This window comes from Curtobacterium sp. B8 (assembly GCF_000333315.1).
In the GTDB taxonomy this organism is placed as follows: domain Bacteria; phylum Actinomycetota; class Actinomycetes; order Actinomycetales; family Microbacteriaceae; genus Curtobacterium; species Curtobacterium luteum.
This window is the reverse complement of record NZ_BACW01000532.1, coordinates 1-12904: the sequence shown is the minus strand read 5'-3', so window position 1 is coordinate 12904 and position 12904 is coordinate 1. Positions and strand designations below refer to the sequence as shown.

Genomic DNA, 12904 nt, shown 5'->3' with positions numbered 1-12904 from the left:
GTCGGGGAAGACCGTCAGGTCCGACAGGTACTGGTCCGAGATGACCCCGGCGCCGATGACGCCGACGCCGACCGACCGGTACGGCGTGCGCCGTCGGCGGCCGTCGCGAACTCGGGCGTCGTAGCGTCGGCCGGAGCCGCGTTCGCCGCGGTGTCGGCCGTCGTGGTGTCGGCCGGAGCCGCGTTCGCCGCGGTGTCGGTCATGCGCGGACCCCCTGCAGGAAGGTGTACGAGTCGGCCACGGCCTGGAAGACGTCGCCCTCGTGGTCGTCGAGCTCCACGACGTGCAGGGCGTCCGGCGCAGCCGCGAGGATCTCGCGGACCGGCATGATCCCGTCGCCCACGGCGACCTGCTTGGTGTCGTCGTGCGACCCGTCGCCGTCCTTCACGTGGAGAAACTGCACCTTGTCGCCGTACTTCCCGATGACCGCCACCGGGTCGTCCCCGCCGACCGTGACCCAGTACGTGTCGAGCTCCAGCACGACGTCGTCGGACAGAGCGTCGGCGAAGACCTCGTAGGCGGAGACGCCGTCGATGCGGTTCGAGAACTCGAACGCGTGGTTGTGGTAGCCGAGGGTCAGGCCGTGGTCCGCGGCCCGGGGGGCGAGGGCGCTCAGCTCCCGGGCGATCGCCTCCACGTCCTCGCGGGTGGTCCAGCGGGCCTCGTCGATGTGCGGGTCGATGAGGGTGGTCATCCCGGCCGTCACGCTCGCGTGGAAGATCGCCTCGAGGTCCTGCTCGCCGGCGTCCAGCAGGCGTGCGTGTCCGCTCGGGGCGGCCAGTCCGGCGGCGGCGAGCGCGTCGCGGAGTTCGGGCGCACGGTCGACGTAGCCGAAGAGTTCGACGTTCGTGTAGCCGATGTCGGCGATGCGCTGCAGCGTGCCGGGCAGGTCGGCCGAGAGGGCATCGCGGACGGTGTAGAGCTGAACCGAGAGCGGTTGGGTCACCAGGAGGTCTCCTCGTCGAGATGGTGCGGTCGTCACTGACCGATCGTCACACTATGACCGCTTCTGTCGACGGTCAAGCAGAAGTTGCGTTGACTTCGACGGACTTCGTTGCGCGTCCTGTTCGATGTGTGCTCTACTCGCCGCATGGTCGACTTGACACGGACGGCAGCGTCGCCGCCGGTCGGGACGAGCGAGCTCTTCCAGATCCTCCGCGACGGCGTGCCGCGGACCCGGGCCGAACTCGCCGCCCTGACGGGACTCGCACGCTCGACGATCGGCGTGCGCCTGGACGCCCTCATCGAGGTCGGACTCGTCGGCCCGGTGCAGACCGCGGCCTCGACCGGTGGGCGGCCGCCCGCCCAGGTGGCCCTCGTGCCGCGAGCCCGGCTCGTGGTCGCCGCCGACCTCGGAGCGTCGCACGGCCGGGTGGCGGTCACCGACCTCACGGGGGCTCCGCTGGCGACCCGGGAGGCCCGGATCGACATCGCCGCCGGGCCCGTCCCGACGCTCTCCTGGCTCGTGTCGGTCATCGACGAGCTCCTCGACGAGGTCGACCGCGCCCGCGACGACGTCATCGCGATCGGGATCGGCGTGCCCGGCCCGGTCGAGTTCTCCACCGGGCGTCCGGCGAACCCGCCGATCATGCCCGGCTGGGACGGCTTCGACGTGCCCGGCTGGCTGCGGGAGCACGTCGCCGCCCACGTCCTGCTCGACAACGACGTGAACATCGCCGCCCTCGGTGAACGGCAACGCGGGTGGACCGACGTCGACCACCTGCTCTTCGTCAAGGTGGCCACCGGCATCGGCTCGGGCATCGTCTCGGACGGCGTCCTGCAGCGCGGCGCCCAGGGCACGGCCGGCGACATCGGGCACGTCCGGGTGAGCCGCGCCGAGGACATCCCCTGCCACTGCGGGAACACCGGCTGCCTCGAGGCCGTCGCCTCCGGTCCGGCGATCGCGCGGGCGCTCCGGGCGAAGGGCCGGGACGCGCACACGAGCGGCGACGTCGTCGACCTCGTCGCCCGGGCCGACCTCGACGCCATCGCGGCGGTCCGACAGGCCGGCCGGGACATCGGCGAGGTGTTGGCGACGTGCGTGTCGCTGATGAACCCGTCGGTGATCGTGCTCGGTGGCTCGGTCACCCGAGCCGGCGAGCACCTCCTCGCCGGCGTCCGCGAGGTCGTGTACTCCCGCTCGATGCCGCTCGCCACGGAGCACCTCGTCATCGCGCAGTCACGCGCCGGCGCCCACGCGGCCCTCCACGGGGCCGCGGCACTGGCCATCGGCTACGCGCTCTCCCCCGCGGGCGTCGACGAGCTCGTCGCGTTCGCCGAGGGACGGGCGCTCGCGTCCCGACCGCTGGTGTCCTGACCACTGGTGTCCTGACCACTGGTGTCCTGACCGCTGGTGTCCTGACCGCGCGTCGGTTTCCGCTCCGTCGGTACCGGGGGTGAGAATCGTCGGGTGACGATCGTGCAGCCCACCCTGTGGGGCGACCTGGACCCCGGTCTGGAGGAACGTCCCGCGCCCGGCGGGTCGGCTCCGGTCGCGCGCACGGTCGGCTCCGGCACCGCGTCGTCCTCCCGGACGGCGTCCGGCTCCGGCACCGCGTCCGGTTCAGGCTCGGCGTCCGGTTCCGGCACCGCGTCCGGTTCGGCCCGGGTACAGCCCGGCACGACACGTTCACGGTCCTCCGCGGACACACCGAGCGCATCGTCGCCCACTCCTCGGACCGCGTCGCGTGGCTCCGTGCCCGCGCGATGGGCATCACCGCCACCGACGTCGCACGGCTCGCCTCGCTGCGCGCCGTCCACGCGGTCGTCGCGGACAAGCGCTACGGCTCACGGTTCTCCGGCAACGTCTACACGGAGCACGGCAAGGAACGCGAGCCCGTCATCGCCGCCTGGGTCGCCGCCACCCACGGCATCGAGCCCTCCGCCCACCTCTTCCACGCCGCGGCGAACCGTGCCCACCTCGCCACCCCGGACGGCGTCGGCCACGACGGCGACGGCCGGCTCGTGCTCGCCGAGATCAAGACGACCGCGAAGGCGTGGCGGAGCATCCCGCGCCACTACCTGCGGCAGATCTGGTGGCAGCAGTACGTCCTCGGCGCCGACCGCACCCTGTTCGTCTGGGAGCGCCACGACGACTTCGTCCCCGCGCACGACGAGCCGGAGTGCCGGTGGGTGGACCGCGACGACGACCAGATCCGGGTGCTCATCGACCTCGCCGACCGGGTGCTCGACACCCTCCGCCGCGACCGGCTCTAGACCCGCACGATCCGGAGTCGGCTCATCCCGACGACGAGCACGCCCATGAGCGCGATGAAGACGGCGATCCCCAGGCAGTAGAGCGCCACGACGCCGTACCCGAGCGACGGGTCGAGGAACGGGTACGGCACCCACCCGTCGGTCGCGCCGCGGATCAGGATGACGACGAGCCAGACGGCCGGGTAGATCAGGAACAGCCACACGTGCCGGAGGAGCAGGCGCGACCGGTCGGAGAACAGCAGCCAGTCGAGCACCGCGTACACGGGCATGACCTTGTGCAGCACGTCGTTCGACCACGGCACCGACGACTGCACGTCGATGCTGACGAGCAGCGTGTTGTAGACGATCCCGGTCGTCGCGATGTAGACGGTCGACGCACCGCGGAAGATGCTCGTGCCGAGCGCTCCCTGCTTCCGCCGGGCGGCGGTCACCAGGGTGATCGCGAACGCCAGTGCGATGAAGATGTTCGACTGGTTCGTGAAGTAGCCGAAGTAGTTGAAGAAGTTGTAGCTCGGGAGCTTCGAGCTCACGAGCCACTGGGCCAGGATCGCGGCCGCGACGGCGATCACGGCGACGAGCCGCAGGGCGTTCACGAGGGTGCGCACGCGGCCACGCTATCGGGACAGGAGCCCGGACGACGAGGAGACCCGCACCGTTGCCGGTGCGGGTCTCCTCGTTCGAGCCTGACGACTCGGATCAGATGCTGTTGACGTCCAGCGGGATGCCGGGGCCGAAGGTGGTCGCGACGGACCCCTTCGTGATGTAGCGGCCCTTCGACGAGCTCGGCTTGAGGCGGACGATCTCCTCGAGCGCGGCCGAGATGTTCTCGTCGAGCTGCTCCGGCGTGAACGAGGCCTTGCCCACGACGAAGTGCACGTTGGCGTGCTTGTCGACGCGGAACTCGATCTTGCCGCCCTTGATGTCGTTGACGGCCTGCGCCACGTTCGGGGTCACCGTGCCGGTCTTCGGGTTCGGCATGAGGCCACGCGGGCCGAGCACCTTGCCCAGACGACCGACCTTGCCCATGAGGTCCGGGGTCGCGACGGCCGAGTCGAAGGCGGTGTAGCCGTCGGCGACCTTCTGGATGAGCTCGTCGCCACCGACCTCGTCGGCACCGGCGGCGATCGCGGCCTCGGCGGCAGCGCCCACCGCGAACACGATGACGCGGGCGGTCTTGCCCGTGCCGTGCGGCAGGATGACCGTGCCGCGGACCATCTGGTCCGCCTTGCGCGGGTCGACGCCGAGCTTCAGCGCGACCTCGACGGTGGAGTCGGTCTTCGCCGAGCCGGTCTCCTTCGCGAGGGCGACTGCCTCGGTCGGGGTGTAGAACTTGTCGGCCTCGATCTTCGCGGCCGCGGCCTGGTAGGCCTTGGACTTCTTCGCCATGGTGTTCTCCTCGCGGAAGCTACGTGGTTGACGAGCCGGCGAGGCTCTCCCACGGAAGGGTGTAGGGGGTGTGGATCAGGCTTCGACCGTGATGCCCATCGAGCGCGCGGTGCCGGCGATGATCTTCGCGGCCTGCTCGATGTCGTTGGCGTTCAGGTCGGCCTGCTTGGTCTCGGCGATCTGACGGACCTGGTCCATCGAGATCTTGGCGACCTTGACCGTGTGCGGGGTCGACGACCCCTTCTGCACACCCGCAGCCTTCTTGATGAGCTCGGCGGCCGGCGGGGTCTTGAGGATGAACGTGAACGAACGGTCCTCGTAGACGGTGATCTCGACCGGGACGACGTTGCCGCGCTGCGACTCGGTCGCGGCGTTGTACGCCTTGCAGAACTCCATGATGTTCACGCCGTGCTGACCGAGCGCAGGACCGATCGGCGGGGCCGGGTTGGCGGCGCCCGCGTTGATCTGCAGCTTGATCAGGCCCGTGACCTTCTTCTTCGGTGCCATGACTTGTTTCCTCCTGGAATCGAACGCACGGGGATCCGTGCACTCTCCCGCGGGCCCGGCCGTTCCGGACCGCGGTGAAGCCCCACACGCTCAGCGTGCGGGGCCAAACCTGGGTAGCTTACTACAGCTTGGTGACCTGGTCGAAGCTGAGCTCGACCGGGGTCTCGCGCTCGAACAGCGAGACGAGGACGGTGAGCTTGCCGCTCTCCGGCTTGATCTCGGAGATCGAACCGGGCAGGCCCGCGAACGAGCCTTCCTTGATGGTGATCGTCTCGCCGATCTCGAAGTCGACCTCGGCCTGCGGCTGCGCCTGTGCGGCACCGCCGGACTTCGCGCCGCCCTTGGCCGGAGCGGCCTCGGCGACCTGGACGAGCGACTTCAGCATGCCGAAGGCCTCGTCGAAGCGGAGCGGGGTCGGGTTGTGCGCGTTGCCCACGAAGCCGGTGACGCCCGGGGTGTGGCGGACGACGGACCACGAGTCCTCGTTGAGGTCCATGCGGACGAGCACGTACGAGGGGATCCGGACGCGGGTGACCAGCTTGCGCTGCCCGTTCTTGATCTCGACGACGTCCTCCATCGGGACCTCGACCTGGTAGATGTAGTCCTCCATCGACATCGACACCATGCGGTTCTCGATGTTCGACTTCACGCGACGCTCGAAGCCCGCGTAGGAGTGGATGACGTACCACTTGCCCGGCTTCATCCGCAGCTCGGCCTTGAACGCCTCGTACGGGTCGACCTCGGCGGGCTCGTCGTCGAGGGCCTCGTCGGCGGCCAGCGTCTCGTTCGCCTGCTCGGCGGTCTCGGACTCCAGCTCGACTTCTTCCTCGTCCTCGACGGCCTCGACAGCGGCCTCCGCCTCGTCGGCGGAGTCGATCTCGAGGGCGTCGTCGACGACCGCGTCGGCCTCGGGGTCACGCGACTCCTGCAGGGCGGTGAGCGCCTCGTCGATGCCCGCGTCGACGGTGCCGTCGTCCGGCTCGTCGCTCAGGCCGAGGGACTCGTCGTCGGCGTCCTCCACGGAGATCGCACGCTCCTCGGAGGACTCGGCCGAGAGCAGTTCGCCGGTCTCGACGTCGCCTTCCTGGTTCTCCTCGACCTCGGAGGACTGCTCGGCAGCCGTCGCGAGGTCGATGTCGTCGCGGGAGTTGTCAGACAATGTCGGTTCTTTCCGTTCGGTGGTGCGGATCGGGTCGGCGAGCGATCAGCCCGGCCGGCGGTCGGACGGACCGGTTCAGGCGGTCGGCCCGTTGCCGAAGACGTAACCGACGCCGAGCCCGAACACGAAGTCGAGGACCGAGACCAGGATCATCATCACGATCACGAAGACGAGGACGACACCGGTGTAGCTGAAGAGCTCCTTGCGGGTCGGCGTGACCACCTTGCGGAGTTCGCCCATGACCTGCCGGATGAACAGCACGATGGCAGCGAACGGCCCGCGACGCGATGCGCGGTCCTGCTTCGCCTTGGCGACGACGTCGTCCGCCGTCGCTTCCACGTCTTTGCTCGCCAACTTCTACCCTTCCAGATGTGCAGGGCGGACAGGACTCGAACCTGCAACCTGCGGTTTTGGAGACCGCTGCTCTACCAATTGAGCCACCGCCCTTCGAACACGGTTCGTCACCGTTCCGCGTTCCGGTGGTCGAGTGTACGGGAGTCCGTCACACGGTGTCCACTTGACCGCCGCCCCCGGCGTGCCGCCCCGGTAGGCTCGGGGTGTGAGCACCGCAGCCGAAGGCCCCGAGTCCACCGCCAACCCCGCCGCCCCGCAGCAGCGCATCGCGTCCCGCATCGCGGCCATCGCCGAGTCGGCCACGCTCAAGGTCGACGCGAAGGCCAAGGCGCTCAAGGCCGCGGGTCGACCCGTCATCTCGTTCGCCGCGGGCGAGCCCGACTTCGCCACGCCGCAGCACGTCGTCGACGCCGCCGTCGCCGCCGCGCAGGACCCGAAGAACCACCGCTACACGCCCGCCACCGGGCTCCCCGAGCTGAAGCAGGCCGTCGCCGAGAAGACGGCGCGCGAGTCGGGCGTGTCGGTCGACCCGTCGCAGGTCATCATCACCAACGGTGGGAAGCAGGCGGTCTACCAGGCCTTCCAGACGATCGTCGACGACGGCGACGAGGTCCTGCTGCCCGCCCCGTACTGGACCACCTACCCCGAGGCCATCCGGCTCGCGGGCGGCGTCCCGGTCGAGGTCTTCGCCGGCAGCGACCAGGACTACCTCGTCACCGTCGAGCAGCTCGAGGCAGCGCGCACCCCGAAGACGAAGGCCCTGCTCTTCTGCTCGCCCTCGAACCCGACCGGGTCGGTGTACTCCGCCGAGCAGACGAAGGCCATCGGCGAGTGGGCGCTCGAGCACGGCATCTGGGTCATCAGCGACGAGATCTACCAGGACCTCGTCTACGACGGCGTCCGGTTCACCGGCGTCCTCGAGGCCGTCCCTGCCCTCGCGGACACGACGATCCTCGTCAACGGGGTCGCGAAGACCTACGCGATGACCGGCTGGCGCGTCGGCTGGTTCATCGGCCCGGCGGACGCGGTCAAGGCCGCGTCGAACCTGCAGTCCCACCTCTCGAGCAACGTCTCGAACGTGTCGCAGCGCGCCGCGATCGCCGCACTCGACGGCCCGCAGGAGCCCGTGACGGCCATGCGCGAGGCCTTCGATCGACGCCGCCGCGCCATCGTGGAGGGGCTCAACGCGATCCCGGGCTTCAACACGCCGACGCCGAAGGGTGCCTTCTACGTCTACCCCGACGTCACGGCGCTGCTCGGCCGCGAGTGGGCCGGTTCCACCCCGACGACGACCCTCGAGCTCGCGGACCTCATCCTCGAGCACGCCGAGGTCGCGGTCGTCCCCGGCGAGGCCTTCGGCCCCTCCGGCTACCTCCGCCTGTCCTACGCGCTCGGCGACGACGACATCGCCGAGGGCGTGTCGCGGCTGGCGAAGCTCTTCAGCTAGCGGATCGCACACCACGACGCAGATCGCGCCCCGTCACGACGGGGCGCGATCTGCGTCCAGCGGATGCCGCGCCGTCCGGCGCACCGCCCTGGAGGCACGGCTCGGCTCTCGAGGTCGGCCGGCGACGAGGGTCAGCGCTGACGGTCAGCCCCCGGCGAGCAGGTCGCCCACCACGACCGGCTCCGGCACGAGCGTGACGCCGAAGCGGTTGAGCACGGTCACCTGCACGTACCGCGCCAGTTCGGCGACCTGCGCTGCCGTCGCGCCGCCGCGGTTCGTCAGCGCGAGGGTGTGCTTCGAGGAGATCGCGGCGCGCGACCCGGGGACCGCGTACCCGCGGTGGACGCCCGCGTGTTCGATGAGCCACGCGGCGCTGAGCTTGACGTCGTCGCCGGCGGGCCAGCGCGGCGCGTCGGCGGGCAGGGACTCGGCGAAGGCCGCGGACACGATCGGGTTCGTGAAGAACGACCCGGCGCTCCACGTGTCGTGGTCGTCACCGTCGAGCACCATGCCCTTCGACGCCCGGAGGCGGAGGACTTCGTCGCGCACCGTCGCCGGCGCCACCCGCGTGCCGAGCTCGACGCCGAGCGAGCCGGCGAGCTGCGCGTACCGGACGGGCACGCCGTCGTCGCTCGCGGTGCCGAGCCGGAACTCGACGGTGAGGACCACGCCCCGTCGCCCGTGCTTCAGCGTGGACGAGCGGTAGCCGAGCGCCAGCTCGGCCGCGGGCACCCACGCGCGCTCCCCCGTCGACGCGTCGAGGAACTCGATCCGGGTGAGCACGTCGGACAGCTCGACCCCGTAGGCGCCGATGTTCTGCACGGGGGCGGCACCGACGGTGCCCGGGATGCCGCTGAGGGCCTCCAGGCCGGTCCAACCGTTCGCCACGGTCTGCGCGACGAACGCGTCCCACGGTTCCCCGGCCGCCACGCGGACGGTGACGCCGTCGGCGTGCTCGCCGGGGTAGTCCGACTGCACCACCTGGACGCCCCGCGTCCTGACGAGCACGACCGTTCCGTCGAACCCGGTGTCGGCGACGAGGACGTTGCTCCCGCCACCGACCACCAGCCAGTCGTCGTCCTGCCAGGCGGTGTGCGCGTGCGCGACGAGCTCGTCGGTGGTCGCAGCGGTGAGCAGCGTGCTCGCGGGACCGCCGACGCGGAGCGTCGTGAGGTCGGCGAGGACGGCGTCCGTCACGGTCAGCGGAACGCCACCGTGACCTGCGCCTTGCCGAGCACGGTCTGCCCGGCGGCGGTCACGGTGAGGTCGATGCGCTGCGGACGGCCCGCGTCGTCCACGGTGCCGACCTTGGCCACCACGCCGACGGTCGCGCCGTCCTGCGGGTCGACGACGACGGGACGGGTGAACCGGACACCGTAGCGTGCGACCCAGCCGCGGTCGCCGAGCCACTCGGCGACCGGCTGGACGGCGAGGCCCATGGTCAGCATGCCGTGCGCGAGCACACCGGGCAGCCCCACCGAAGCGGCGACGTCGTCGCGGTAGTGGATCGGGTTGAAGTCCCCCGAGGCGCCGGCGTACCGGACGAGCGAGTCGCGGGTCACGTGCACCTCGCGCTCGGCGACGACCGTGCCGACCGCGACGGCGGTGTCGGCCTCTCCGTGCTGGACGTGGGTGCTCATGCGTCATCTCCCCGGACGACGAGGGTGGACGTGGCGGTGACGACGTGCTCGCCGGACGCGTCGACCACGGTGGACTCGGCGGTGACCATGGCGTTGCCGCCGAGGGTCTTCACGCTCGTCACGGTCAGCGTCGCGGTGAGCTCGTCGCCGGCGACGATCGGACGGTCGTACGTGAACGCCTGCTCCCCGTGCACGACGCGCGAGAAGTCGATGCCGGCGTCGGGCTCGGCCAGGAGCTGCGCGAGCGTCGCTTCCTGCACGACGACCGCGAAGGTCGGCGGGGCCACGACGTCGTCGTAGCCGGCGGCGCGGGCGGCCTCGGGCTCGTGGTGGATCGGGTTGGTCGCGAACACGGCACGGGAGAACTCACGCACCTTCTCGCGACCGACCAGGTACGGCTGGGCCGGCGGGAACGTCCTGCCGACGAGCTCGGGGTTCACAGACACGTCCGGCAGTCTACCGAGCGCCGTCCGACATCCCTGTTTCCATGAGTACGCATCGGCTATGCTGCTGCAGCGGCGTCGGGGGGGTGCCGCTCGCGCTCGGGGAGGGAGCAGCCATGGAGGCACGGACGGAGTACGCGGTCCACACCGGGGACCGACGCACGGCGATGGAGGTGGCCGGGGCCGCACTGCGACGGAGCGGCCACGAGGTCACCTCCACCGGCGGGACCATCACCGCGACGAGCGGGAACCGGTTCCTCACGATCCTCCTCGGCGCGCTCGTCCACCCGTCCCGGGAGTTCCGCCGCTACGAGGTCTCGACGACCGTCACCGGCACGTCCACCACGATCACGGTCCGTCCCGCGGGGCACGGCACCGCGGTCGCCGGGGGGACGATCGGTACCGAGCGTCGGCGGGCCGCGTGGCGTCAGGTCACCGGGAGCGTCGAGACGGCGCTGCGGGCGGCCGGGGTGCTCGTCGGGCGGACGGACCACGGGTACCACTGAGCGCACGGGCCGGCCCGTTCACCCGTCGCCGAGGTGGTCTCGCTGCCACCGGAGGGGCGGCGACCCCACGATCGCCCGGAACACCTGGTGGTACGCGCTCGACGAGCCGAAGCCGGCACGGGTGGCGATCTCCCCGGAGCCGAGGTCGGTCGTCAGCAGGAGCCGCTGCGCCTCGGCGACGCGGTGCTGGGCGAGGAACGCCGTCACGGTCGTGCCGAACACCGACCGGAAGACCGCCGCGGCGCGGTTGGGGTGCAGGTGGACCGCCGCAGCCACGTCGGCGACCCGGACGTCCGCGCCGGCGTGGTCGGCGATGTAGGCGGCCATCGTGGCCGCACGTCGGAGCGCGATCGAGCTGTTCGGCTCGGCGGCGCGGCGGGGAGCCCAGTCACCGCGCGACATCCTGACCAGGAGCGCCTGCACCTCGAGCTCTGCTGCCCGACGACGCGCGGCGTCCCCGGAGTGGAGGTCGGACGCCCAGCGGTCGAACGCCGCTCCGAGGTCCGGAGCGTCCTCGGGCACGCCCCCGATGAGCACCCCGCCGTCGAGCAGGCGGCCACGGACGTCCGCGGGCAGACCCCACGAGGCGAACTGCGCGAACGGGATCGTGACGAACGCCAGCGGGTGCCGATCGTCCAGGTCGACCAGCTGGTGGGGCTTCGCACCCCAGAAGGCGAACGGCGTCCCAGGCGGCAGCGTCGACACCCGACCGCCGGAGTCGTAGGTCAACGGCGACCGGCAGTAGTTGACCTCGACGTCGTTGTGCGCATGCGGAACGGCCATCGTCGTCGACCTTCCGCGCCACGCCGAGAAGCCGAAGGTGTTGCCGTGCAGGCGAGGTTCGGGCGGTGACGCGGACACGGGTGGATTCCTGGATTCCTCGGCGTGGATCGCGGAAGACTTCCGCGATCCACCACCTTAGCGTCGCACCTGACCACTCCCGCCGATGACCAGGGCGGGACCACCCTCTCGAGGAGGTACCCGATGACCATCACGAACGCCCCGGCGTCCGACCGGAACCCGACCGCGCCACTGCCCGACCGGAGCCGACCGCTCCGGCACGAGGCCCACCACCTCACCCCGGAGGAGGTGGCGCACTTCGACGAACACGGGTACGTGATCCTGCGGGGCCGGATCCGCGGGCCGCTCCTCGAGAAGCTGCAGGCGGCGAGCAACCGGTGGATCGCCGACGGCCACGCGCTCGATGACGAGCAGGCCGGGAACGGCGACTACGACTTCGCCACCCGCCCCTCCGGTCGGGTGCTCTTCCGCATCAACTACCTGCACGACAAGCACGAGCCCGCGTCGCTCGAGCTGCTGGGCAGCCCGGAGGTGCTCGGGATCGCCGAGAGCCTCGCCGGACCCGACTTCGTCCCGACCTACGAGTCACTCGTCTTCAAGAACACCGGTGACGGCGCCCCGATCGACTGGCACCAGGATGCCGTGCACCCGAGGACCGACCGCATCTTCAACGTGGACGTCTACCTCGACGCGAGCCGCAAGGGCGCCGGGTCGCTCCGCGTCGCCCCGGGCTCGCAGAAACAGGTGGTGGACGTGTGCGCACTGCAGGACGAGTACGGCTGGGACGCCCCGGGCGTGGTGCAGACGGAGCTCGAGCCGGGCGACGTCCTCGTCCACGACGTCATGCTGGTGCACGGTTCCGAAGCGACCCTCGCGAACGCCCTGCGCCGGACGGTGTACTACGAGTTCCGCTCCGCCCAGCAGATCCTGGCCGAAGGGCCCTGGGACGCAGCCTTCGTCGACCAGCGACTCCGGTTGGTGGCACTCGGACTCGACGAGTGGCGGCGGCAGCACCCCGGGAGCGACGGGTTCGCCTGGAACGTCAGCAGCGAGTTCGCCCCACGGATGAGCGACGACCGGGACGCGGAACTGCGAGTCGCCCACGGCGTGCACTCGCCCGGTTCGTACTGCAGCGCCGGCAGCGTCGCGACCAAGCCGACCGGGCGTCCCGTCTGACGAGCCGAGCGGTTCAGTGACGCGCTCCGGTCCGGATCCGACGCGACCCGGACCGGAGCCCCGGCGCGTCCGGCCCGACCGGCCCTTCCCTCCCCGGGCCATCCTCGTCGTCGACGGCGGACGTCCGGCGGCGGTAGGCCGACGGGGTCGTCCCGACGGCCGTCCGGAAGCGCTCGTGGAACTGGCTGGTCGAGCCGAAACCCCGCGGCGAGGGCAACGTCCGCGACCGGGAGTCGGGTCGACACCAACAGCCGCTGCGCCTCGGCCAC

General features: G+C 71.1%; 15 protein-coding genes and 1 tRNA gene. 5 read left to right on the top strand and 11 right to left on the bottom strand.

Annotation, left to right across the window (positions count from 1 at the left end; all coding sequences use genetic code 11):
* Positions 1–199: 199 nt before the first annotated feature.
* A complete protein-coding gene (locus I59_RS14155; protein ID WP_022904429.1) occupies positions 200–946 on the bottom strand; it encodes a sugar phosphate isomerase/epimerase in 747 nt (248 codons plus the stop codon).
* Between the two features lie 144 nt (positions 947–1090).
* On the opposite strand from I59_RS14155, the gene I59_RS14150 reads away from it, so the two are divergent.
* Positions 1091–2317, top strand: coding sequence for an ROK family transcriptional regulator (locus tag I59_RS14150; protein WP_022904428.1), 1227 nt, complete (start codon positions 1091–1093; stop codon positions 2315–2317).
* A 341-nt stretch (positions 2318–2658) separates the two neighbouring features.
* Positions 2659–3216, top strand: a complete 558-nt coding sequence (locus I59_RS14145; RefSeq protein ID WP_042726767.1) for a YqaJ viral recombinase family protein — start codon at positions 2659–2661, stop codon at positions 3214–3216.
* Here the strand turns inward: I59_RS14145 and I59_RS14140 are convergent.
* The 6 genes from I59_RS14140 to I59_RS14115 all read right to left on the bottom strand — a co-directional run bounded on the left by I59_RS14140 (position 3213) and on the right by I59_RS14115 (position 6715).
* Positions 3213–3821 carry a Pr6Pr family membrane protein gene (locus I59_RS14140; protein ID WP_022904427.1) on the bottom strand — a complete coding sequence of 203 codons (609 nt, stop codon included), beginning with the start codon at positions 3819–3821 and terminating at the stop codon, positions 3213–3215. The genes I59_RS14145 and I59_RS14140 overlap by 4 nt on opposite strands.
* Positions 3822–3912: 91 nt before the next feature.
* Positions 3913–4602 (bottom strand): 50S ribosomal protein L1, encoded by a 690-nt coding sequence (rplA, locus tag I59_RS14135; protein WP_022834225.1) that lies wholly within the window; start codon positions 4600–4602, stop codon positions 3913–3915.
* Between the two features lie 75 nt (positions 4603–4677).
* Positions 4678–5109: a 50S ribosomal protein L11 gene (gene rplK / locus I59_RS14130; protein ID WP_022904426.1), complete on the bottom strand. Its 432-nt coding sequence runs from the start codon at positions 5107–5109 to the stop codon at positions 4678–4680.
* A gap of 121 nt (positions 5110–5230) precedes the next feature.
* Entirely contained in the window at positions 5231–6268 is a 1038-nt protein-coding gene (gene nusG / locus I59_RS14125) for a transcription termination/antitermination protein NusG (RefSeq protein WP_022904425.1), read from the bottom strand.
* A gap of 75 nt (positions 6269–6343) precedes the next feature.
* Positions 6344–6622, bottom strand: coding sequence for a preprotein translocase subunit SecE (secE, locus tag I59_RS14120; protein ID WP_022904424.1), 279 nt, complete (start codon positions 6620–6622; stop codon positions 6344–6346).
* A gap of 20 nt (positions 6623–6642) precedes the next feature.
* Positions 6643–6715, bottom strand: a tRNA-Trp gene (locus tag I59_RS14115).
* Between the two features lie 112 nt (positions 6716–6827).
* On the opposite strand from I59_RS14115, the gene I59_RS14110 reads away from it, so the two are divergent.
* Positions 6828–8069, top strand: a complete 1242-nt coding sequence (locus I59_RS14110; RefSeq protein ID WP_022904423.1) for a pyridoxal phosphate-dependent aminotransferase — start codon at positions 6828–6830, stop codon at positions 8067–8069.
* Between the two features lie 144 nt (positions 8070–8213).
* Here I59_RS14110 and I59_RS14105 read toward each other — a convergent pair whose 3' ends face one another.
* From I59_RS14105 to I59_RS14095, 3 genes are read right to left on the bottom strand one after another with little or no spacing between them, the layout of a single operon-like run.
* The gene (locus tag I59_RS14105) at positions 8214–9266 is read right to left on the bottom strand and encodes a UDP-N-acetylmuramate dehydrogenase (protein ID WP_022904422.1); all 1053 of its coding nucleotides are present in this window, start codon (positions 9264–9266) and stop codon (positions 8214–8216) included.
* A gap of 2 nt (positions 9267–9268) precedes the next feature.
* Positions 9269–9709 (bottom strand): MaoC/PaaZ C-terminal domain-containing protein, encoded by a 441-nt coding sequence (locus I59_RS14100; RefSeq protein WP_022904421.1) that lies wholly within the window; start codon positions 9707–9709, stop codon positions 9269–9271.
* Positions 9706–10155 (bottom strand): MaoC family dehydratase N-terminal domain-containing protein, encoded by a 450-nt coding sequence (locus tag I59_RS14095; RefSeq protein ID WP_083882150.1) that lies wholly within the window; start codon positions 10153–10155, stop codon positions 9706–9708. The genes I59_RS14100 and I59_RS14095 overlap by 4 nt, the downstream gene beginning before the upstream one ends.
* A gap of 113 nt (positions 10156–10268) precedes the next feature.
* Here I59_RS14095 and I59_RS14090 point away from each other — a divergent pair, with 113 nt between their 5' ends.
* Positions 10269–10658, top strand: a complete 390-nt coding sequence (locus I59_RS14090; RefSeq protein WP_022904419.1) for a hypothetical protein — start codon at positions 10269–10271, stop codon at positions 10656–10658.
* 18 nt (positions 10659–10676) lie between these two features.
* Here the strand turns inward: I59_RS14090 and I59_RS14085 are convergent, their stop codons facing one another.
* Entirely contained in the window at positions 10677–11519 is an 843-nt protein-coding gene (locus tag I59_RS14085) for a helix-turn-helix domain-containing protein (RefSeq protein ID WP_022904418.1), read from the bottom strand.
* A gap of 123 nt (positions 11520–11642) precedes the next feature.
* On the opposite strand from I59_RS14085, the gene I59_RS21015 reads away from it, so the two are divergent.
* Positions 11643–12635 carry a phytanoyl-CoA dioxygenase family protein gene (locus I59_RS21015; RefSeq protein ID WP_022904417.1) on the top strand — a complete coding sequence of 331 codons (993 nt, stop codon included), beginning with the start codon at positions 11643–11645 and terminating at the stop codon, positions 12633–12635.
* Positions 12636–12904 lie beyond the last annotated feature (269 nt).